This is a genomic window from Arthrobacter sp. MYb213 (assembly GCF_002979915.1).
GTDB lineage: Bacteria > Actinomycetota > Actinomycetes > Actinomycetales > Micrococcaceae > Glutamicibacter.
Window position 1 is genome coordinate 65,517 of the sequence record NZ_PCQA01000003.1, and the last position, 20,270, is coordinate 85,786.

Genomic DNA, 20,270 nt, shown 5'->3' on the forward strand with positions numbered 1-20,270 from the left:
TCCTTGAATAGGGATTGCTTCGTAAGTATTTCGAGGCAGACATCAACTGTGATGCCTACCACTTTATGCGCTTAGTTGGCTTTTTGTCGCAAAAAGTCCACGGCGCGCTGCCAGGCGAGGGCGGCAAGCTGTGCATCGTAGTTTCCCGCAGGATTTTCATCGTTGTGGAAAGCGTGCTTGCCGTCGTAGTAAAAGTACTGAACTTCGGCTCCGGATTCTAAGCGAATCTGTTCTTCTTGAGCCTTGGCATCCGCGACCGGGTATGAGTCGTCAAAGTTTGCGTAGTGACCTTGAACCGCGGCACGCACGCCACTGAAATCATTGGGTACACCCTGACCGACACCGTAAAACGGAACCGCGGCACTAATTTTTTCACCCTGCTGGGCTGCCAGCTGCAGGACAAAACCGCCACCCATGCAGAAACCAATAGTTCCAACCTTGGTGCTGGTGACAGACTCGCTAGCCAATAGGTAGTCGACCGCTCCGGAGAGAAGTTCGGCACCTCGCTCTTCGGGTAGCTGCGACATCATCTGGCCGGCTTCTTCACCGTCATGCGCGATCGATCCGCCATAAAGGTCAGGCGCCAAGGCAACAAAACCCTGGGCGGCGAGGCGGTCGGCGATATCTCGGATATGGTCGGTCAGTCCCCACCATTCCTGGATGACGATCACGCCGGGGCCTTTACCGGATTCAGGAAGCGCAAGGTATCCGTGCGCCTGCGTTCCGGACGATTCAAAAGTTACGTTCTGGTGCGGGGTTTTGACTGCCACTTCGCCTCCTGAGCTGTATTTATCTCCAGTCTATGCATGCCATAGGTGCTTTGGCATTGACTACCATCACAATTTAACGCATTTTGCCTAGACTACGCTGTTAGATCGACCTCACCGATGCGTTCAAGTGAATCAACCACCAGATCCCAGAAGCGTTCGTGGTCCAGATCAACTGCCACCGAGGTGTGGCAATCTTCGGCAGCCGGGGCGCGTAAGTCCGCGACGGTCATACCTAGGGTCAGCTCCCCACGCAGTTCAACGCTGACCGGGGCACGCAGCGTGCGCACCACGGTTGGGTCAATGACATAGGCAACGGCGCAAGGGTCATGTACCGGAGGAGCGTCAAAGCCCTGATGATCCAGATAGGCCTGCGCAAAGAAGTCCATCAATTCGCGAACGAATTTTGCCGGCCCCGTGCCGACCTTTTCAATACGCTGCACCACTTCCTTGGTGGCAAGGGCCTGATGGGTGAGGTCCAGTCCGACCATGACCACAGGCCACTTTTCGTTAAAGACGATATGGGCGGCTTCCGGGTCGATTTTGATGTTAAATTCGGCTACCGCACTCCAGTTACCCGTATGGTATCCGCCGCCCATCAGCACCACTTCGCGTACGCGCTCGACGATGCGCGGTTCGCGGCGGACCGCCAACGCGATATTTGTCAGCGCCCCGGTGGGAACCAAGGTGATCTCGCCCGGCTCATGAGACATGATCAATTCGATAATCAGATCTACCGCGTGACGCTCATCGAGCACTATGCGTGAGGCCGGTTGCGCCGGACCGTCCATGCCGGATTCGCCGTGGACCTCCGGGGCGTTTTCAATCTCGCGGACCAGCGGGCGGGGGCACCCAGCAGCGAAAGGTACGCCGGTGATTCCGGCAATAGTGCCCACCACTAGCGCGTTATCGGTGACTTTCTCCAGGGTTTGATTACCTACCACGGTAGTTACCGCGAGCAATTCGATCTGCGGGTTTCCGTGCGCCAATAAGATAGCGACCGCGTCGTCGTGCCCCGGATCGCAGTCAAGGATGATCTTGCGTGGTGTGCTCATGTACGCCCCTGGTCCCGTCCGATAACAAAATATCGGGAGTTTGATGGTTGTTGAGCCTAATTCTTCCCGCTCAAACCCAAGCAGTCAAGCGCTTAACTAAACGGCTTGCGCACACCCGCTCGCACACTAGGATGGAGCCATGAACAATGCTGATTCGCCGAACGAACCACGCCCAACGCGCAAGGTCACCGCGGCTATGGTCGCAGCCCACGCGGGAGTTTCCACGGCGACAGTTTCCCTCGTGGCCAATGGCAAGTCCGCCGGCCGAGTCTCCAAGCGCAACGAGGAACGTGTTCGCGAAGCAATTCGCGAGCTCGGATACTACGTAGATAGCATCGGCAGTTCACTGGCCCGCGGGGTTAGTTCACTGGTCATCTTGGTTGCCCCGGATATTTCAAACCCATTCTTTGCAAAGCTCATTGCCGGTGTGCGCGGAGTTCTTGGCGAGGATTACCAGCTACTACTTTCGGTCACCGACGCCGGCTTATCCCCCAGCGCTACCGAAATCAGACGATTGCTCGGATTACGCCCCGCCGGCCTACTGGTCCATGCGCCCACGCCGTTGTTCTTATCCGAACTTTCCAGCCCGTTGCCGTTGATTGCGCTGGACGCACCAGACGCACCAGAAAATATCCCGTCGGTGAACTTTGATGTACTCCAGGGTGCTCATGACGTGGCAGCGCACCTCGCCGCACAAGGGCATCGCAGGGTTGGCTATCTGGATGCAACCACCGGTACCGCCACCCTACGCATGAGACGTGAAGCCTTCTTAAGCGCCGCCGCACAGCTCGGAATGCAGGTTCCCGCAGTGGCTGTTAGCTCTTCAACCATTGAAATGGGAGATGCTGCGGCAACGTTCGCCGCCCACTGGGAAGAGTGGAAAGAATCCGGAATCACCGCATTGGCCTGCGCCACCGACACTCACGCCTATGGTGTGCTGCAAGCTGCCAGCACCACAGGTGTTCAGATTCCGCAGGATTTAGCGGTTACCGGATTTGACGACTTGCCGTTTTCTACCGCCTCGCACCCATCCTTGACCAGTGTTCGTCTCGACGCACATAGTGTCGGGGTGCAGGCCGCCCAGGCGCTGCGCCAATTGATCGACGGCACACCTCTGAAGGAGTCAAAACTTCAACTTTCCAGCCAACTCATAGTGCGCGCGTCAAGCGGCGGAACCCAGTAGCTACTGGATCAGCTTGCCGCTTTTGGCAACCTCGGGATCAGTGCATGAGGACAGGTCAAAACAACAAGGCCGGCGCTTTCCATCACGAAGCTTGGAAATGCTCACCTGCACTCGACGCTCTCGGGTGACCGGGCTTTGCGTAGATTTCACCCAGCGCGCCCACTCCCACCTGGCCATGGGAGTTAGCCCGAGCCAAGTTTCATGTAGATCTTCGGCATCAGCCAATGCCTCGGCAAGGTCTTGGGGAACTTTTACTTCTGGCCACGACTCGGCGATGGTGGCATTAAGGCTCACTTCTTGCCCGGCGTGAAGATCAAGTATTTCGCCAGGAATCCAATGCCCGCGCCGACCATCGGGTTCTACGACGACCGTCTCTGTAGAGTCAAACAATTGGACAGCAACCTGTCCGCGGCTAGGCAGGGACTTGCTAGATTCCTCGTCCAAGCGCAGGATCAGTCTGTCGCCGATCTGGTCAACCGAACCGGTGAGCTCCACGATCTTCAGATCCTTTGACATGTCTTCCCACTTCCTTTCGTCTTTGATTCTATGTCCCGCGTGGACGCCTTATTGGCTCCGGTTCATAACGGCACCTAATTTACACTTTTTCAGTGAGTGGCACCGCTGGACCATCTAAGAACCCTTACTTATTGACACGTCAACAACAACGGCATATGCTTGACGTGTCAACTAAACATGCAAACTGGTAAGGGCTTCGAACATGGATGGCATCGAAAACATCGAATTTGGTATCGACACCTTCGGCGACGTGCCGCGTGACAGGGACGGTCAGCTCGTATCCTACGCTCAGGCAATTCGCGCCACGGTGGAGGAAGCCGTCCTCGCAGACCAGGTAGGCATAGATGTCATTGCCGTCGGTGAACACCACCGACCAGAGTTCGCAATTTCCACCCCGGAAACAGTTCTTGCAGGGATTGCGACGGCAACCAAAAATATTCGCCTTGCCTCCGGCGTGACCGTCCTATCCTCAGACGATCCGGTACGCGTTTTCCAGCGCTTCGCCACAGTTGATGCGCTGTCCAGTGAGCGAGCCGAAGTGATTCTAGGTCGCGGCTCATTCACCGAGTCTTTCCCGCTCTTCGGCTATGACATGGCCGATTACGACCTACTCTTCGACGAGAAGATTGACCTTTTCCACAAGCTACTCGACGAGAAGCCAGTGACCTGGCAGGGCACTACGCGCGCCTCGCTCAACGAGGCAGACGTCTTCCCGAAGACCGAGTCGGGCCGTCTGAAAACATGGGTAGGTGTCGGCGGCTCCCCACAATCTGTCGTTCGAACCGCAAACTACGGTTTCCGAATGATGCTCGCAGTTATCGGCGGCGCCCCTGACCGCTTCGCTCCCTACATCGATCTCTACCACCGGGCGAACGCGCAGCTAGGCCAGAGCTCACACCCGGTAGGTCTGCATTCTCCTGGATTTATTGCAGACACCGACGAGCAGGCCAAGGAGATCATCTTCGAAGACTATAAGAAGATGCGTGATCAGATCGGCGCCGAACGTGGTTGGTCGCCGATGCGTCGCGAAGAATTCGAGGCCGAAGCTGCCCATGGCTCGCTCTACATTGGCTCGCCCGAAACGGTGGCGCGCAAGATCGCCAAGACTATTGGCACCCTGGACATCGGACGCTTTGACCTGATTTACAGCGGTGGAGCGGTGCCCGCCAGCGATCGCTTGCGCGCCGTGGAACTCTACGGCACCAAGGTGATTCCGCTGGTACGCGAAATGCTCGCCGACCAACCGGCGAATCAGTTGGTCACACGATGAACAACTCACACACCACAATTGGAATTCTCGGTGCAGGAAAGGTTGGCACAGCCCTGGCCCGACTCGCGTTAGCTGCCGGATATCGTGTACTTATCGCAGGCTCCGGGGACCCAGCGAAGATCGCATTGACCGTCGAAATACTGACCCCCGGTGCGCAGCCGATGTCCTCGGCCGAAGCCGCGAGTAACGCAGACATTGTCATCCTCGCGCTTCCCCTAGGTAAGTACCACACGCTGCCCGTGGCGCAGCTGGCTGACAAACTAGTTATTGACACCATGAACTACTGGTGGGAAACCGATGGGATCCGCGAAGACCTGAGTGACCCACTGACCTCCACCAGCGAAATTGTGCAGGAATTCCTGCCACACTCCCGCGTGGTCAAGGCGCTTAATCACATGGGTTATCACGACCTTGAAGAAGAGTCGAAGCCCTCTGGGAGCAGCGATCGCAAGGCGATTGCCGTCGCCGGTGAACATCAACTTCCAGAGGTGGCCTCCTTAATCGACGCCCTTGGTTTCGACCCATTACTCATTGGATCGCTAGCAAACGGCGCACGCCTACAGCCAGGAAACCCCGCCTTCGGCGCTAACCTTCCGCAGGCACAACTGGCGCAAAAGATCGACGAAGCAAGCGTGAGTTGGGATGGAATCCGAGAGTCGGTAAAGGAAACAAGCTAATCGTGGAAATTTTGGACAGCATTGTCATCGGTGCCGGACAGGCCGGATTGTCCGCTTCCTATCATCTGAAACGCTTAGGTCTGCGACACGTTGTGCTCGATGCAAACAAAGCTCCCGGTGGAGCTTGGCAACACCGGTGGGACGCGTTGACCATGCAAGACGTTCACGGTGTCGCCGAGCTGCCGGACGCTATGGCACCGAAGCGCGACTTGCGCCGGGCAAATGTGGCGGTACCTGAGTCCTTTGCAGACTACGAAAAAGAACATGAACTACCAATTATTCGGCCGGTGAACGCAACTAGCATTACCGATGACGCGGGTACATTACTGGTTCACGCTAAAGAGAATATCTGGCGCACTCACACCCTGATTAACGCGACAGGAACCTGGACACGCCCATTCCTTCCGCATTACCCCGGGGTGGAAACATTTATCGGAGAGCAGTTCCACACGGTGGCATATCCCGGCCCCGAATACTTTCGAGGTAAACGAGTCTTAGTCGTGGGCGGCGGCGCGTCGGCCGTGCAGTTTCTTGGTGCGCTACGTCCACTTACCGACACGCTATGGGTCACACGTACCGAGCCAAATTGGCGAGTAGATACATTCGATTCCGATGAAGCTCGAATTGCCGCGGTTGCGCTGGTGGAACAACGCGTCGCTCAGGGATTGGCACCACAAAGTGTGGTGAGCGTGACCGGGCTCGCGCTACGCGCCCAAGAACAGGAAGCCAAATCTCTGGGCGCTTATGAACGTCACCCAATGTTCGCTTCCGTGGAAGCCGACGGCGTACGCTGGGCCGACGGCCGTTTTGAACGAGTTGACGCGATCCTCTGGGCCACGGGATTCAGGCCCGCCATAGCTCACCTTGCCCCGCTGAAACTACGCAGTGCCCACGGTGGAATCCAGCTAGACCGCGCGGGAAAGGGTACCGGATCAGTTCAGGATCCTCGCGTGCAGCTGGTTGGCTACGGACCTTCGGCAAGCACCATTGGCGCAAACAGAGCCGGACGATCCGCCGCACGCGGCGTCAAGCGGAATCTAGATAACTTTTCTCAACTCCGGGCATGACCCGCTGCGACGCAGTGAATAGTTAAAAACAAATGTCTCGGAACATCGATCAAACGATGTTCCGAGACATTTCTCATGTGCGCGAGGGGGGACTTGAACCCCCACGCCCTTGCGAGCACTGGCACCTGAAGCCAGCGCGTCTACCAATTCCGCCACTCGCGCATGATTCCCGCTCTCGCGGCAACAAGAAATAGCTTACACGTTGTTTTTATTGATCGCCTAATCGAATCAACCCCATGTGCTCAGCACCACATGAAACCTTTTGACCAGTTGGTACGTTGAATCAGTTGCCTGTCTTTTCTTCAAGGATATTTCCGGGAATTGCACAGCTGAAAACAGTAAGATCGAGAATGACGTTCTGTGTCGCAAGGACATTGAACTGAAATACCGGGCCTAAAAACGCCACGGACTACAGGAAAGGAGCACACGTAATGAGCTTTCTCGATAATGTCGAACGAGGCTTAGAGAAGGTCGTCACCAGCTTCTTTCGTGGTAACAGCACCGCAGACATTAAGCCTGTCGAACTAACTACCGCGCTCCGCAATGAAATGGATCGCGGAATTCTCGCGATCAGCGAAGGTCGCAGCCTTGCTCCGAACGACTTCGTCGTGTCGTTGAGTACTAAAGATTTTGACACCGCCAAGGCATGGGGATCCCCCGTGGTCAACGAGATGGCTAAGGTCACCGCGGAACACGCAGTCACCCAGGGATACTCGGTTCAGGGAAAGATCATGATTCATTTCGTGAATTCTCAAGAACTTAAGGCCGGCGAAGTGGAGGTTGCAGGATCCGTCAAGGATTCAAGCGCAAACCCGGTCGCTTCTGCCCCTGTTAAGCCTCAGGCGCCGAAGGCAGAACCAACGCCGGTTGCCGCAACCCCAACACCGCAGACCACCGCACAACCTCGACCTACCGCGAAGCCAGCAGCCCCGGCAGCCGCGCCACTTGCCAAACAAGCGGTAGTTGAAGTTAATGGACAGCGCTTCGCGCTTAATCACCACTCGATCGTGCTTGGTCGTTCGGCCAGCACCGATATTCCGGTAGACGACACGGGAGTTTCCCGTCAGCATATTCGAGTAGAGCAGAAGTCTCCGGGCTCTTATGTGGTCACCGACCTCGGCTCAACCAACGGCACCTATGTCGACGGTAAGAAGATTTCCGCACAGACGCGTATATTGGACGGTTCAATCATTACTATTGGACAGACCAAGATAGTTTTTCGCCTAATTACGCCTAGCAACGGAGGCCGTGCATGAATGATCTCGTTCTCAGCCTGTTCCGCCTTGGCTTCCTCGTCCTGATTTGGTTACTCGTTTTGAGCATCGTTGGCGCTATGCGTCGCGACCTAGCAATTGGTGCTCGGGCTCGTACCGGCGCACCCAGCGCCAGGGCTTTGAAGAAGAATCCAGAACTTGCCGAACCTGAGGTCAGCACACGCAAGGCAGCTAGCACCTTACACATTGTTGAGGGCCCGCTAGCCGGACGCAGCATCCCTTTGCAGGGAGAACCCATTATGTTCGGCCGCGCGCAAGACGCCACCGTGGTTCTCGAAGATGATTATGCTTCGGGCCGCCACGCACGCCTTTTCCCTCAGGGGTCACGGTGGTTTATCGAGGATCTAGGCTCCACCAACGGCACCTTTGTTGGCGACAGTCAGCTCACTCGTGCACAGCCAGTTGAACCGGGACAGCGAATCCGCATCGGGAAGACTGTTCTGGAATTGAAGGCCTAGCCAATGGCTTTAAAGTTTAAATTTGCGGCGATGTCCGATGTCGGACGCATACGCAAAAAGAACGACGACTCCGCCTATGCCGGCGAATACCTCGCGGTTCTTGCCGATGGCATGGGCGGTCATGTCGGTGGCGATGTAGCATCTGCATCCACGGTGCTAGATCTAGTGCATCTGGACCGCCGCTACACGGTAGATCCACAAAATGCCCTGACCGATGAAATTCAGGCAGCAAATTTGGTGCTCAACGAACTAGTCGGTGCGAATCCGAAACTTTCAGGCATGGGCACCACCGTCACCTCGGTGCTTCTCTCCGGCGAGACATTGCATCTGGCGCATATTGGCGACTCGCGCGCCTACCGCCTGAAGAATAATGAATTTGAACAGATCAGCCGCGACCACACCTTTGTGCAACGACTCGTTGAAGAGGGTCGAATCCAGCCGCACGAGGCAGAAACTCACCCGCATAAAAACGTACTACTGCGTGTGCTCGGCGATTCTGATGCCTCCCCCGAAGTAGATGTTTTACAGCTCGAAGCACAACCCGGGGAACGCTGGCTCCTATGCTCAGACGGTCTGACCGATGCGGTGGCAGTGCCCATCATCGAGCAAATCGTGCGTGGCACCGCGGATATGAATGCGGCGGTCAACGACCTCGTAGCAACTACTCTGCGAAATGGAGCGCCGGATAACGTCACCGTCGTGCTCTTTGACATCATCGAAGTAGATGACAGCGAAGATGCGGGCCCGGCCAGCTTCGAACCCGCGCCAGATACCGGTCAGCTCACCATTGCCGCCGAAGGCGATGTTGAGGCAAGCGCGTCTGTGCTGCGCCACGAGATTTCTCAGCGGCCGCACCTTTTGGTCGGTGCCGCTCAGCTGGCCACGCAGACCGGTCAGATTCCTGTGGTCACCCAGCACACCGGTGAACGTCGAGCCGCCGCGTTACTCACGCACCGTTCTCCTGCTGCCGGTGAAGTTCTAGACCCATTGGAATCTCGTCCCGTGCAACATCGCTGGTTTATGCCACTGCTGTTGACCATGGCCACCCTACTGATCATCGGACTGGGCGTCTGGGGTTACCTCTGGACACAAACTCAGTTCTACGTGGGTGCCGTTGGAGACAAGGTCGCCATCTATCGTGGTGTGCCACAAGAGCTCGGACCAATTTCCTTGTCTGAGGTCGACACTGTCAGCAGTATTCCGCTTGAAGCCCTGCCGGAATATTCACGCCAGCGCGTGGAATCCGCGATTTTGGCAGATAGCCAGGAACATGCGGCCATGATGATTCAAGAACTACTTGTCACGGCAAAACAAAATTGTCCGGTACAAGCGCCGGGTACTAACGGCAGCAATCAGCCTTCCCCACTTCCGCCAGCCTATTGTCAGGAGATCATGCGATGAGCGAACTGCACACCGCGCCGGTTCCACGACGCAATTTGGAGCTGGTGCTACTACTACTGGCGCTGAGTGTTGGTGCCGCAGCCTTCTTCCTCGTTGGAAGCAGCTCGGACGCAAACGACAACACCGACTTCTTCGTGCAAACCGGAATTCTGGCTGGGCTAGCCCTCCTGATGCACATTATGTTACGCATCTTCGCTAAATATGCCGATCCGGTAATACTTCCGATTACGGTAGCCTTGAACTCTCTTGGCTTAGCGATGATTCACCGGATTGACTTGGCAAAAACCACGGATCAATCCATGCGCCAACTCCTGTGGACCGCGATCGCTGTCATCATTGCTGCGGTGGTTCTGTGGGCAATTCGCGATCATCGCATGTTGCGCCGATTCACCTACATAGCATTGCTGGCATCAATAATCTTGCTGCTTTTGCCAATGATTCCAGGGTTTGGTGTGACCATCAACGGCGCCCGCATTTGGGTCCGCCTAGGCCCGTTCTCGATGCAGCCAGGTGAGCTAGCGAAAATCACCTTGTCGATCTTCTTCGCAGGTTATCTTTCATCCAACCGCGATCTGATCTTGATGGCTGGCCGCAAACTTGGTCCACTGCAATTGCCGCGACTGCGCGATATGGCACCAATGGTGGTGGCCTGGGTGCTGTCCATTGGTGTGCTCGTGGTGCAGCGAGATCTTGGTTCTTCGATTCTGTTCTTCGGCCTGTTTATCGTGATGATCTATGTGGCTACCGCCCGAATCTCCTGGGTGCTCATCGGTCTGCTGATGGTTGCCGCCGGTGGCGTCTTTGCCGCGACGACGATGAGTCACGTAACTCGCCGCATCGACGTTTGGCTCAATGCTTTCTCCCCGGAAATCTACCAGGCTCGTGGCGGCAGTATGCAGATCGTCGAAGGACTGTTTGGCATGGCCGACGGTGGGCTCTTCGGTACCGGTCTGGGTGAAGGTTCTCCCTACCGTGTTCCGCTTGCAAACTCGGACATGATCATCGCCTCCTTTGGCGAAGAGATCGGCCTGATAGGGCTTTCGGCGATCGTGCTGCTCTATATGTTGCTGATCAGTCGAGGACTCCGCGCGGCCTTGGGTTCACGAGATACTTTCGGCAAGCTCTTGGCTGCTGGGTTGTCTTTCACCCTCGGACTACAGTGCGTCGTCATTATTGGTGGCGTATCGCGGCTGATTCCATTGACCGGTTTGGCTACTCCTTTCATGGCCGCCGGTGGTTCATCCTTGCTCGCGAACTGGATTATCGTCGCCTTACTCCTAATGATTTCGCATAACTCACGTCGTCCAATGCTCGGCGGCGTGGGACCAACCGACGAGGTTGCAACTCCGGGAGCTATGACTACAAAGGCGGTGAAGAACGTATGAATCAAGCCATTAAGCGCGTCTGGGTCGCCTTAACCATGATGTTCGTTGTCTGCCTTGCAGGCTTGAGCTATATCCAGTTCTTCAGTGCCGAAAAGCTTGCCGATAACTCGCTAAATAAGCGTCAGCTTTACCGCGAATTTGACCTACCGCGCGGGGCGATCTTGGTAGACGGTAAACCTATTGCGGAATCGGTACCCACCGATGACGGTCAATTCACGTACCAGCGCAAGTACAACAATCCCGAGGAATACGCCCACCTCACCGGCTATTACTCATTGGCTAATGGCAGCACGCATCTGGAATCAGATCTGAATTCTTGGCTGACCGGAAGCAGTTCAGATCTAGTCTTTGATCGACTGACCGCGATGTTCACCGGGAAGAAGGCCGAAGGCGCTTCGGTCGAGCTCACCATTGATGGCGAGCTGCAGAAGAAGGCCTACGAAATGATCCCGGATGGATTACGAGCCACCATCGTGGTGACGGATCCAAAAACCGGTGACATTTTAGCTATGGCTTCCAAGCCGAGCTTTGACCCCAATGATCTTGCAGTCCATTCAACGGTTAAAGCAGCCGAAAACATGAAGAAGCTGACTAACGTGAAGGGTTTGAGCCCTTACATTAATCCGGCGATCGGAAACCTCGTTGCACCAGGCTCCTCATTTAAGATCTTGAGTACCGTGGCGGCGCTGGAATCCGGTGAATACGATTTGAATACGGTACTCGATAACCCGACCCGCATCGTCTTGCCGGGGACGAATACCGAACTCGGAAACTTTGAAGCCGGCATTTGTGCCCGTCAGCCGCGGGCAAAGCTCGAGTTCATCTTTACCCAGAGCTGCAATACGCCATTCGTGAATATCAGCGAAAAGCTCGGGGAAAAACCATATGAGGATGTCACCGAACGCTTCGGCTTTGGACAACAGCTAAACATTCCGCAGTCCGTAACTGCCAGTGTTTTCCCGACTGGAATGACGGCCTCACAGCTTGCCATGTCCACCATCGGACAGTTCGATACAAAAACGACTTCTTTGCAAATGAATATGGTCGCCATGGCTATCGCTAACGACGGGGTAATCATGCAACCAAATATGATTGATAAGGTCATCGCGCCGGATCTGCGAGTAATTGAAGATCCAAAGCCCAAGGCTTTCTCTACGGCTACTACCAAGGAAGTCGCTGACACGGTGGCCGAATTGATGAAGGGCCCCGTGCAGTCGGGCACGGCAATGAATGCCGCGGTGCCAGGTGTTGATCTTCGTGTTAAGACCGGTACTGCACAAATTGGTGACACGAAGTTGGTGAACTCCTGGATCACTGGCTTCGCGCCGGGTGATGATCCCCAGGTCGCGATCACCGTGAACATTGAACAAGTAGATTACGATACTGGCCACAACACGGCCGGGTCACTGATGAAGAAGATGACAGAGGCGGTGTTCAACAAGTGAGGCCAGTAACCGGCACCACCTTGGGCGGTCGATACAAGCTGACTGACCGCATCGCGATCGGTGGCATGGGCGAGGTCTGGAAGGCCCGAGACCAGGTTCTTGGACGCTTAGTTGCGATCAAGATCCTCAAAGAGGAATACACGGATAATGAGAGCTTCCTGACTCGTTTCCGCGTTGAGGCGCGCCATACGGCGTTGCTCAATCACTCGGGTATCGCGGGCGTTTTCGACTATGGCGAGGAGCAGGGCTCCGCGTATCTGGTCATGGAACTCGTTCCTGGCCCACCGCTGTCGACCATTATCGAACGCGAGCGAAAGCTCGACGTGGATCGCACGCTGTCGTTGATTGCACAGACCGCTCGAGCATTGGCCGCAGCGCATGAACATGGCCTCGTACACCGCGACGTGAAGCCAGGCAATATTCTCGTGATGCCTACCGGTGTCGTGAAGATTACCGACTTTGGCATTGCTCGTTTGGCCGATCAGGTTCCGTTGACCGCAACCGGTCAGGTGATGGGCACCGCCCAGTACCTCGCACCGGAACAGGCCACCGGGCAGATCGCCACCGGCAGTTCGGACATCTATGCACTGGGTGTCATCGGTTACGAATGCCTTGCCGGACGCCGGCCATTCACCGGTGAATCTCAAATCGCAATCGCGTTGGCTCAGGTCAACGATGCTCCCCCACCGCTTCCCGATTCGCTGCCCGCACCCGTTCGTCAGCTGATCATTTCGATGCTCGCCAAGAACCCGGCAGATCGTCCGGCCAACGCGAATGCTTTGGCAGACGCCGCAGAGGCGCTACGCAAGGGTGACACGAATACCGCCACCATCGCCGTGCCCGGAATGCTCATCACCGGTGTGCACGATGACGCTACTCAGGCGCTTAACCTCGATGAGGACGCTACCCGAGCCGTCACCTCGGTAAACGCTGCTCCGCCGATGACTAACGCCATGCCTACGGTCTCGGCGCCAGCCGCTGTGGGGGCCGCGGCTGTAGGTGCTTCGGCCGCGAGCTACGATGACGAAGGCTTTGACGAGCATCAGGCGGACAATCAAGACGGCTATGAGGACGAGAAACGAAACCCGTGGATCATTCCACTGGTGGTAGTCATCGTCTTGGCAGCATTGATTGCCTTGGGTGCTTGGCTCATTCCAAAATTGGGTTCCTCGAACACCGAACCAACTAGCCCTCCGGTCAGCACCAGTGCATCGGTGGAAAGTTCCGAACCTAGTGCTGAAACTACCGAACCAAGCGACGAAACCAGCACACCAAGCGAAGAGACCACTGCCCCAACAAAAACGGTCAAGTCCGTCACCGTGCCTTCAAACTTAGTGGGCAAGGATATTGATACCGTCATCGCACAACTGAAGTCCCTGGGCCTAGAGGTCAGCGATTCTGCAACGGAAAGCTCGGAAGCTAATCCTGGCGAGGTGCTATCGGTTTCACCGACCGGAAGTGTTGAACCCGGTTCTACGGTCAAGGTGAGCTACGCGAAGGCCCCAGAAACCGTTGATGTTCCTGCGGTTACCGGCATGAGCTACGAAGCCGCGCAAAAGCTGTTGCAGGACTCTGGTCTTGCAGTATCCAAGGGTGGAGAAGAACACGATTCTTCGGTAGCAAATACCGTGCTGAAACAAACCCCCGCAGAAGGCGCCAAGGTCACTCCTGGTTCGCGAATCTCGTTGATTATCTCGCTTGGCCCGGAGCCAAAAGAAACACCGAGCGAAACTCCGACTCCAACACCAACACCAACCGCTACCCCTACCGAATCGGCAACACCTAAAGAAACTGGCGCAAGCGAAGCACCATGAGTAATTTTGATGCATTGCCGCCCGGTTTACCTCGGCTGATTGCCGACCGTTATGAAATACGGTCGCTGATCGGCCGAGGCGGGATGGCAGACGTTTATTTAGCGACGGACCATACTCTTGCCCGTCAGGTAGCGGTTAAAGTCCTGCGCCACGACACCGCAGATAATCCGATGGTGACCAACCGGTTCCGCCGCGAGGCCAAGTCTGTCGCCGGGCTCAGCCACCCAAATATCGTTGCCGTTTATGACACCGGCGAGCTTCCTGCCACCGAATATAGCAGGAGCACCTCACCGTATATCGTCATGGAATATGTCTCTGGACGCACGCTGAGGCAGGTGCTCAAAGATGAGCATGTCGATGAGCAATACGCGGTAGAACTGATCCGTGGCGTGTGTGATGCGCTGGATCATTCTCATATGAAAAATGTCGTACACCGCGACATCAAACCGGCGAACATAATGTTGACCGACCAGGGTCACGTAAAACTCATGGATTTCGGAATCGCCCGAGCCATGGACACCTCCTCAACCATGACCCAAACGGCGGCGGTTGTCGGCACCGCACAGTATTTTTCTCCTGAGCAGGCACGAGGAGAACTGGTAGATTACCGTTCCGACATCTATTCGGCCGGTTGCCTTTTTTATGAGCTGGTTACTCATCAGCCCCCGTTTACCGGTGATTCTCCGGTATCTGTGGCGTACCAGCATGTTGGAGAGAGCCCGGTTCCTCCCAGCGAGGTTAACAATTCACTTCCTGAAATCTATGACGCTGTGGTGCTCAAATCCTTAGCTAAGGAACGAGACCAGCGATTCCAGTCTGCTGGCGCCTTTGCAACGGCGTTGGAGGATGCTCAGAACGGTATTCCTTACCGAGATGAGGCGGCCACGATGGTGGCTGCTACGGTGCCCTTCTATGAGCATCAGGAGGAAACCGCAGCATATCGGCATCCGCGCACAAACGAGCATCCGGTGTTCTCTTCCCGTGCCGATGAGCGCGACGAACGTCCTCGGGAACACCGCTCGAACCGTGGCCTGATTTGGCTTTTGACGATTATCGCTTTGGTCGCGGTGGGTATCGCCAGCTTCTTAGTGATTAGGTCATTGCAGGCCGAGGCCGAACAGCGGGCACCCGTCGCGGTTCCCGAGGTCAAGAATCTCTCTGAAGTAGATGCCACTCGACTACTCAACGATGCAACCTTCAAGGTGGATGTTGAGCGGGAGTTTAGCGCTGACGTTGATGAAAACAAGGCGACACGTACCGATCCGAATAACGGGACTCAGCTGTCCAAGGATTCAACGGTCAAGCTATTTATCTCCGAGGGGACCGAAGATCGCGTTATTCCAGAATCTCTTGAAAATCAGTCCGAGGTCGCTGCCCGCGAGGCAATTCGGGCGGCGGGTCTAGAAGTTGGTGACGTCAGCAGGGAGAATCACGCGAGTATTCCTACCGATTGGGTGATCGGCACTAGCCCCGAGCTTGGTTCAAAGGTTAAGGCCGGGTCAACCGTGGATCTTATTCTTTCCACCGGGATGGTCAAGGTGCCTGATATCAATGGAATGACCCGTGATGAAGCCGAAAAGGCTCTCACCGCTGACGACGTAGGCTTGTTGGCGAAGTTTGTCGAAGTTCCCGACGAGTCTGAACCAGGGACGTTGTTCCTGCAAGATCCAGTCGCTGGCGCCGAGGTTGCTCAGGGATCCTTTGTGACCGTATCTGTGTCAGTCGATCAGCCAGAACCCGCCCCAAGCCAGAGCCCAACGGCCCCAGAGACCTCACAGAGCTCTGACGAAACGGATGAGTCAACCCCACCGACGGAAAGTAAAACCCCGGGGACCGAAAAGTCGATGCCTCCACAGTCAACCAACGGCAATGGGAACGGCAACGGCCGTGGTAATCGCGGCGACTAACTACTCGCCATTAAATAGTGGGCTCAGGGTGCCGGCCTTTTCGGCTGCCCCCTGCAGTCCAATAAATTCCAGCCAGTTTCCGAGCATCTGATAACCCTGTTCGGTGAGTACCGATTCTGGGTGATACTGCAAACCCCACAATGGAGCGGTGCGGTGAGCCAATCCCATGATGACTCCCCCAGCGGTTTCCGCGATAATTTCCAGTTCCTGCGGGATACTATCGCGAACCGCAGCCAGTGAGTGGTATCGAGTGGCGGTAAACGGATTCGCCACGTTCTTGAATACCGGATGTTCTTCGTGACTGACTAACGAAGTTTTGCCGTGCATCAACTCTTCAGCATGCGTCACGACTCCCCCGAATGCTTCAGCAAGCGCCTGGTGGCCTAGACACACACCGAGCATCGGTTTGTCGTGCCCTGCGCACCACTTGATCAAGTCGACGCTCACGCCAGCCCCGGCGGGATCACCTGGCCCCGGAGAAATAAGAACACCGTCATATTCTGCTGCAAGCTCTTGGGCCTGCTCGAGACTTATCTGATCGTTACGGTGAACCGTAGTCTGGGCACCGAGCTCTTGGAGGTAACCAACGAGGGTGTAAACGAAGCTATCGTAGTTGTCGATTACGAGGATCTTGGTGGTGCTCACGGGTTACTCTGGCCAATCGTTGAGTCGGTAAATGGGCTGAACTGCGACAGCCACGGGAAGACGTACATCATTAGTAATAGCACGACAGCGGCCAGCAATATTAATGCCTCAATAATGCGTAACCAGATTGGTCCTGGCAGATTCCGAAAAATCCATGCGTACATTATTACTCCCTAGCTTGTGGCGTCGACAACGAGTTTCCGAATTTCCTTAGGCGGCCCAGCATCTAACGGCTGCCAATCGGTGAGTTCAGAGTAGGCAATGATGCGCTCTCGAGTGCTAAACGGCGGGTGGCAACTTGTCATCGTGAGAATCGATTTTTTGGGTTCCACACCCCATTTGTGTGGTGTTGGAAGCAACACGTCGCCATTAGATGGTGCGACAATTTCGGTATCAAACCAGGTGTAGGTGTAATACCCTTCCTTGGTTTGCAGGTAGATATGATCGCCATCGTCTAATTTGTCGATGTCCCAAAAAACTTGACCGTGGGTCTGCCGATGCGCTGCAACTGCAAAGTTTCCTTTTTCGCCGGGCAACTGGGTGTTCGGATAATAGCCAATCCCGAGATTGTCGATTACCGAGCTCTGCACGCCGTAGCTCACCGGGTGATGCGTGCCCTTTTTACCGAATGTTGGGAAGTACATGATCCCGAAAGTTTCACCTGGCCCGGCCTCACTGACCGGTGCCGGACCGTAATCGATGTCTTCTTCCACTTCTTCGTGGGGAATCACCACGTCGCCCAGATCTTGAACTAGATTCTGCGTCACTTCTTTCTGTGCGTTCGCGGAATCTATGTTCGTCCACCAAAGTTCCCAGACAACGTAAAGCATGAGGACAATGCCAAGGGTAATCAGCAATTCACCAAGGAAACCGGTAATCCGGTTGCCAAATGTTTGCTTTTCACGGGCCATCCTTCGCCCGGGTGCAGACGCTACACGGTTCACTTAGGTGGTGCTCCTTTGGACGGTTTGGCATTCACTACGGACTCAACTTTCGAATTTTCCATGAACCCTAAATCAAGGACTAAGCACATTACCGCTAGTATGGAATCTACGCAGGAAAATGATGCGAAATTTCGTTCATTACTTGTCCTAACACTACCGGGAAGACCTGAGAGTCTCCCCCTTTTACTACAACATGCGGATGAAGCCGAGGGAGAATTCTAGTGCCGGAGTCTAAGCCACGACGCAAGAACAAACCACAGACCCAGCAGGTCGCACCGGGCACACATGCCGCGGATAAGCCAATGCCAAGCTGGTACAAACCAGTGATGTTTGGATTGATGCTACTGGGTCTGGTCTGGATTATCGTTTATTACATTTCGCAGACCCTGTTCCCGATCCCAAATATTGGCGGATGGAACATTGTCATTGGCTTTGGTATTGCCATGGTTGGTTTCTTCATGACAACTGGCTGGAAATAGTAGTTATTCACTGACTGCTTTGAGGCCGATAACGCAACCAATCAGGCCCACAATGAATACCATTTTCAGTACAGAAAATGCTTCTTGACCTGTCGCAATTGCGTAGATCACCGTGACAGAAGCACCAATCCCCACCCAGACCGCATATGCGGTTCCGGTGGGGATTTCTTTCATTGCGTACGCCAGCCCACCCATAGAAACAATAAGTGCGGCGAAAAATATGATGCTGGGAACGAGCTTCGATAACCCAGAACTCATGCCTAGTGCGGTAGCCCAAACTGCTTCAAAAAGACCGGAAATTACGAGAATTAGCCAATACACGCCAGATACCTTACTGGCCGTCTTAGCTATCGTTCCGGGTACGGCTCCCTCGTCCGGGAATCGGCCTACCGCCGACTCCCCCTTAGGGTAGCAAACCAATACCGCTTTCTTGCGCCGCCGTGTACAGAATATTCCCCAGACGATCAAGTGCTGGAGAGTCACCGGACCAGAGTTGCCAGAATAATGGCACATCAATAAACCATTGCTCGTTGAGAACCATGAGCTCGGGTGCGCTAGCTAATTGTTGTTCGGGAACCATACCCCACCCCATACCCGCGCGAATCGCCTGTACAAAGAGCAGCGAGTCTGGAACATAAGAGATGGTTCCCACTGGGCGCGGCTTCGTGGGATCAATTCGCTCGAGCATTTGATGCTGTAACGGATCTTCTCTATCAAAAAGTACTATTGGTGCCGAGGAGAGCTCGTCCTTACTTGCCCCACTCACCACGCCCGGGGCAGCTACGGCGTAGTAACGCATACTCCCCAAACGTCGAATGGTGCACCCCTGCGCAGCTTCTTGGCTATTTGTCACCACCGCGCTGACCCTGCCTGAACGAAGCAGTCCGACCGTGAGATTTTCATCCGTACGTAAAATCTCGCAACTTAGCTGTGGCCACTTTGCCAGAGCGGTGAAGACCGGAGCGAACCAGGTAGCCAAAGAGTCGGCGTTAACTCCGATAGTGAGTGATATCTTGCCTTCGCGGCCTTCGTGACGCATGAGCTCTTCGCTGAATTCGGTGCCCAATAGAGAAATCTGTCGCGCGTAGCGCAACACCCGCGCTCCTTGCTCAGTGGGCTTAACCGGCCGGCTTCGTACCAGCAAGATTGCTCCCAACCTGCTTTCCAAGGATTTAATCCGTTGGCTAATAGCCGAGGGGCTGACCCCTAGATCAATGGAAGCATCGTCAAAGCTGCCCGCATCGATGACCGCTAGCAGGGTTTCGAGGTGTTCAAGATCTAAGTTCACATTAGCAAGACTAATGTAGCGTAAGTATATTAAGTTAGACACCGGTTAGTGCCTTCTTTTACCGTTACCCTATGATCCCCGCACCAATATTCCTTGGATTCTCCACAGGACTTTCGCTCATCATCGCCATTGGATCCCAGAACGCGTTCCTGCTACGTCAAGGGATTAGACGAGAACATGTGTTGCTCACCGTCGTAATTTGCGCGGCATCAGACGTAGTACTAATTCTGGCCGGGGTTATGGGTATCGGCACCCTCGTTGAGCATGCTCCGTGGATCCTCACTTATGCACGGATTGGTGGCTTTATTTTCCTGCTCAGCTACGCCATCCTTGCGCTAAAGCGTGCGGTCTCCCCTGGCATTCTAAGCACTTCAAATTCTCCAGCACCGACCGTCAAATGGACGGTTGCGCTGACCGCTTTATCTCTGACTTGGCTTAATCCGCATGTTTACGTAGATACGGTTATTCTGCTCGGTTCCGTAGCAGTCGCACAGCACGACGGTAAATGGTATTTCGCACTCGGTGCAATTGCGGCCAGCATCTGTTGGTTCACGGCACTTGGTTATGCTTCCAGATTCTTATCCCGCATTTTCGCAAGCGCCACGTCCTGGCGCATTCTGGATGCGATCATTTGCATGTTTATGGCCATTTTTGCGGTGTTGCTGATACGACCGCTCTTTTTGTAAAGAGTGTGA

20 protein-coding genes, 1 tRNA gene and 1 riboswitch are annotated in these 20,270 nt (G+C 55.1%); of the genes, 13 read left to right on the plus strand and 8 right to left on the minus strand.

What is annotated here, in order from left to right; translation table 11 throughout:
- Nucleotides 1–71: 71 nt before the first annotated feature.
- Nucleotides 72–770, minus strand: coding sequence for a dienelactone hydrolase family protein (locus CQ011_RS07865; RefSeq protein ID WP_105676334.1), 699 nt, complete (start codon nucleotides 768–770; stop codon nucleotides 72–74).
- 92 nt (nucleotides 771–862) lie between these two features.
- Nucleotides 863–1,822, minus strand: a complete 960-nt coding sequence (gene uriH / locus CQ011_RS07870; RefSeq protein WP_105676336.1) for a uridine-preferring nucleoside hydrolase UriH — start codon at nucleotides 1,820–1,822, stop codon at nucleotides 863–865.
- Nucleotides 1,823–1,961: 139 nt separating this feature from the next.
- Between uriH and CQ011_RS07875 the strand changes: the two genes are divergently transcribed.
- Nucleotides 1,962–3,005 (plus strand): LacI family DNA-binding transcriptional regulator, encoded by a 1,044-nt coding sequence (locus CQ011_RS07875; protein ID WP_286161129.1) that lies wholly within the window; start codon nucleotides 1,962–1,964, stop codon nucleotides 3,003–3,005.
- Here the strand turns inward: CQ011_RS07875 and CQ011_RS07880 are convergent, their stop codons facing one another.
- A complete protein-coding gene (locus tag CQ011_RS07880) occupies nucleotides 3,006–3,521 on the minus strand; it encodes a YdeI/OmpD-associated family protein (protein ID WP_105676338.1) in 516 nt (171 codons plus the stop codon).
- 202 nt (nucleotides 3,522–3,723) lie between these two features.
- Between CQ011_RS07880 and CQ011_RS07885 the strand changes: the two genes are divergently transcribed.
- The 3 genes from CQ011_RS07885 to CQ011_RS07895 are packed head-to-tail and all read left to right on the plus strand — an operon-like array spanning nucleotide 3,724 to nucleotide 6,535.
- Nucleotides 3,724–4,791 carry an LLM class flavin-dependent oxidoreductase gene (locus tag CQ011_RS07885; RefSeq protein WP_219844194.1) on the plus strand — a complete coding sequence of 356 codons (1,068 nt, stop codon included), beginning with the start codon at nucleotides 3,724–3,726 and terminating at the stop codon, nucleotides 4,789–4,791.
- Nucleotides 4,788–5,468: an NADPH-dependent F420 reductase gene (locus CQ011_RS07890; protein ID WP_105676340.1), complete on the plus strand. Its 681-nt coding sequence runs from the start codon at nucleotides 4,788–4,790 to the stop codon at nucleotides 5,466–5,468. The genes CQ011_RS07885 and CQ011_RS07890 overlap by 4 nt, the downstream gene beginning before the upstream one ends.
- A 2-nt stretch (nucleotides 5,469–5,470) precedes the next feature.
- A complete protein-coding gene (locus tag CQ011_RS07895) occupies nucleotides 5,471–6,535 on the plus strand; it encodes a flavin-containing monooxygenase (protein WP_105676342.1) in 1,065 nt (354 codons plus the stop codon).
- Nucleotides 6,536–6,613: 78 nt separating this feature from the next.
- Here CQ011_RS07895 and CQ011_RS07900 read toward each other — a convergent pair.
- Nucleotides 6,614–6,697, minus strand: a tRNA-Leu gene (locus CQ011_RS07900).
- Between the two features lie 269 nt (nucleotides 6,698–6,966).
- Between CQ011_RS07900 and CQ011_RS07905 the strand changes: the two genes are divergently transcribed.
- Genes CQ011_RS07905 through pknB form a run of 7 tightly spaced genes read left to right on the plus strand, consistent with a single transcriptional unit; the run spans nucleotide 6,967 to nucleotide 16,219 of the window.
- A complete protein-coding gene (locus CQ011_RS07905) occupies nucleotides 6,967–7,791 on the plus strand; it encodes an FHA domain-containing protein (protein WP_105676344.1) in 825 nt (274 codons plus the stop codon).
- Nucleotides 7,788–8,267, plus strand: coding sequence for an FHA domain-containing protein FhaB/FipA (locus CQ011_RS07910; protein WP_096257225.1), 480 nt, complete (start codon nucleotides 7,788–7,790; stop codon nucleotides 8,265–8,267). The genes CQ011_RS07905 and CQ011_RS07910 overlap by 4 nt, the downstream gene beginning before the upstream one ends.
- A gap of 3 nt (nucleotides 8,268–8,270) precedes the next feature.
- Nucleotides 8,271–9,668 (plus strand): PP2C family protein-serine/threonine phosphatase, encoded by a 1,398-nt coding sequence (locus CQ011_RS07915; RefSeq protein WP_105676347.1) that lies wholly within the window; start codon nucleotides 8,271–8,273, stop codon nucleotides 9,666–9,668.
- The gene (locus CQ011_RS07920) at nucleotides 9,665–11,053 is read left to right on the plus strand and encodes an FtsW/RodA/SpoVE family cell cycle protein (protein ID WP_105676349.1); all 1,389 of its coding nucleotides are present in this window, start codon (nucleotides 9,665–9,667) and stop codon (nucleotides 11,051–11,053) included. Before CQ011_RS07915 ends, CQ011_RS07920 begins: the two co-directional genes overlap by 4 nt.
- Complete coding sequence (locus CQ011_RS07925; RefSeq protein ID WP_105676351.1) at nucleotides 11,050–12,498, plus strand: penicillin-binding transpeptidase domain-containing protein; 1,449 nt, start codon at nucleotides 11,050–11,052, stop codon at nucleotides 12,496–12,498. The genes CQ011_RS07920 and CQ011_RS07925 overlap by 4 nt, the downstream gene beginning before the upstream one ends.
- A complete protein-coding gene (locus CQ011_RS07930; protein ID WP_105676354.1) occupies nucleotides 12,495–14,312 on the plus strand; it encodes a protein kinase domain-containing protein in 1,818 nt (605 codons plus the stop codon). The genes CQ011_RS07925 and CQ011_RS07930 overlap by 4 nt, the downstream gene beginning before the upstream one ends.
- On the plus strand, nucleotides 14,309–16,219 hold the full coding sequence (pknB, locus tag CQ011_RS07935; protein WP_105676357.1) for a Stk1 family PASTA domain-containing Ser/Thr kinase: 1,911 nt from the start codon (nucleotides 14,309–14,311) through the stop codon (nucleotides 16,217–16,219). The genes CQ011_RS07930 and pknB overlap by 4 nt, the downstream gene beginning before the upstream one ends.
- On the opposite strand, the gene CQ011_RS07940 is transcribed toward pknB, so the two are convergent.
- On the minus strand, nucleotides 16,220–16,864 hold the full coding sequence (locus tag CQ011_RS07940; RefSeq protein ID WP_105676359.1) for an anthranilate synthase component II: 645 nt from the start codon (nucleotides 16,862–16,864) through the stop codon (nucleotides 16,220–16,222). It abuts the gene before it with no gap.
- A 173-nt stretch (nucleotides 16,865–17,037) separates the two neighbouring features.
- The gene (locus CQ011_RS07945; protein WP_105676363.1) at nucleotides 17,038–17,808 is read right to left on the minus strand and encodes a class E sortase; all 771 of its coding nucleotides are present in this window, start codon (nucleotides 17,806–17,808) and stop codon (nucleotides 17,038–17,040) included.
- Between the two features lie 221 nt (nucleotides 17,809–18,029).
- On the opposite strand from CQ011_RS07945, the gene CQ011_RS07950 reads away from it, so the two are divergent.
- Nucleotides 18,030–18,287, plus strand: coding sequence for a cell division protein CrgA (locus CQ011_RS07950; RefSeq protein ID WP_096257211.1), 258 nt, complete (start codon nucleotides 18,030–18,032; stop codon nucleotides 18,285–18,287).
- A gap of 3 nt (nucleotides 18,288–18,290) precedes the next feature.
- Here CQ011_RS07950 and CQ011_RS07955 read toward each other — a convergent pair whose 3' ends face one another.
- Nucleotides 18,291–18,608 (minus strand): DMT family transporter, encoded by a 318-nt coding sequence (locus CQ011_RS07955; RefSeq protein WP_105676365.1) that lies wholly within the window; start codon nucleotides 18,606–18,608, stop codon nucleotides 18,291–18,293.
- A gap of 12 nt (nucleotides 18,609–18,620) precedes the next feature.
- A riboswitch (guanidine-III (ykkC-III) riboswitch) is annotated at nucleotides 18,621–18,689 on the minus strand.
- Nucleotide 18,690: 1 nt separating this feature from the next.
- Nucleotides 18,691–19,575: an ArgP/LysG family DNA-binding transcriptional regulator gene (locus CQ011_RS07960; RefSeq protein ID WP_181148036.1), complete on the minus strand. Its 885-nt coding sequence runs from the start codon at nucleotides 19,573–19,575 to the stop codon at nucleotides 18,691–18,693.
- Nucleotides 19,576–19,646: 71 nt separating this feature from the next.
- Here CQ011_RS07960 and CQ011_RS07965 point away from each other — a divergent pair, with 71 nt between their 5' ends.
- Nucleotides 19,647–20,261: a LysE/ArgO family amino acid transporter gene (locus CQ011_RS07965; protein WP_105676376.1), complete on the plus strand. Its 615-nt coding sequence runs from the start codon at nucleotides 19,647–19,649 to the stop codon at nucleotides 20,259–20,261.
- The last annotated feature ends 9 nt before the right edge of the window (nucleotides 20,262–20,270 follow it).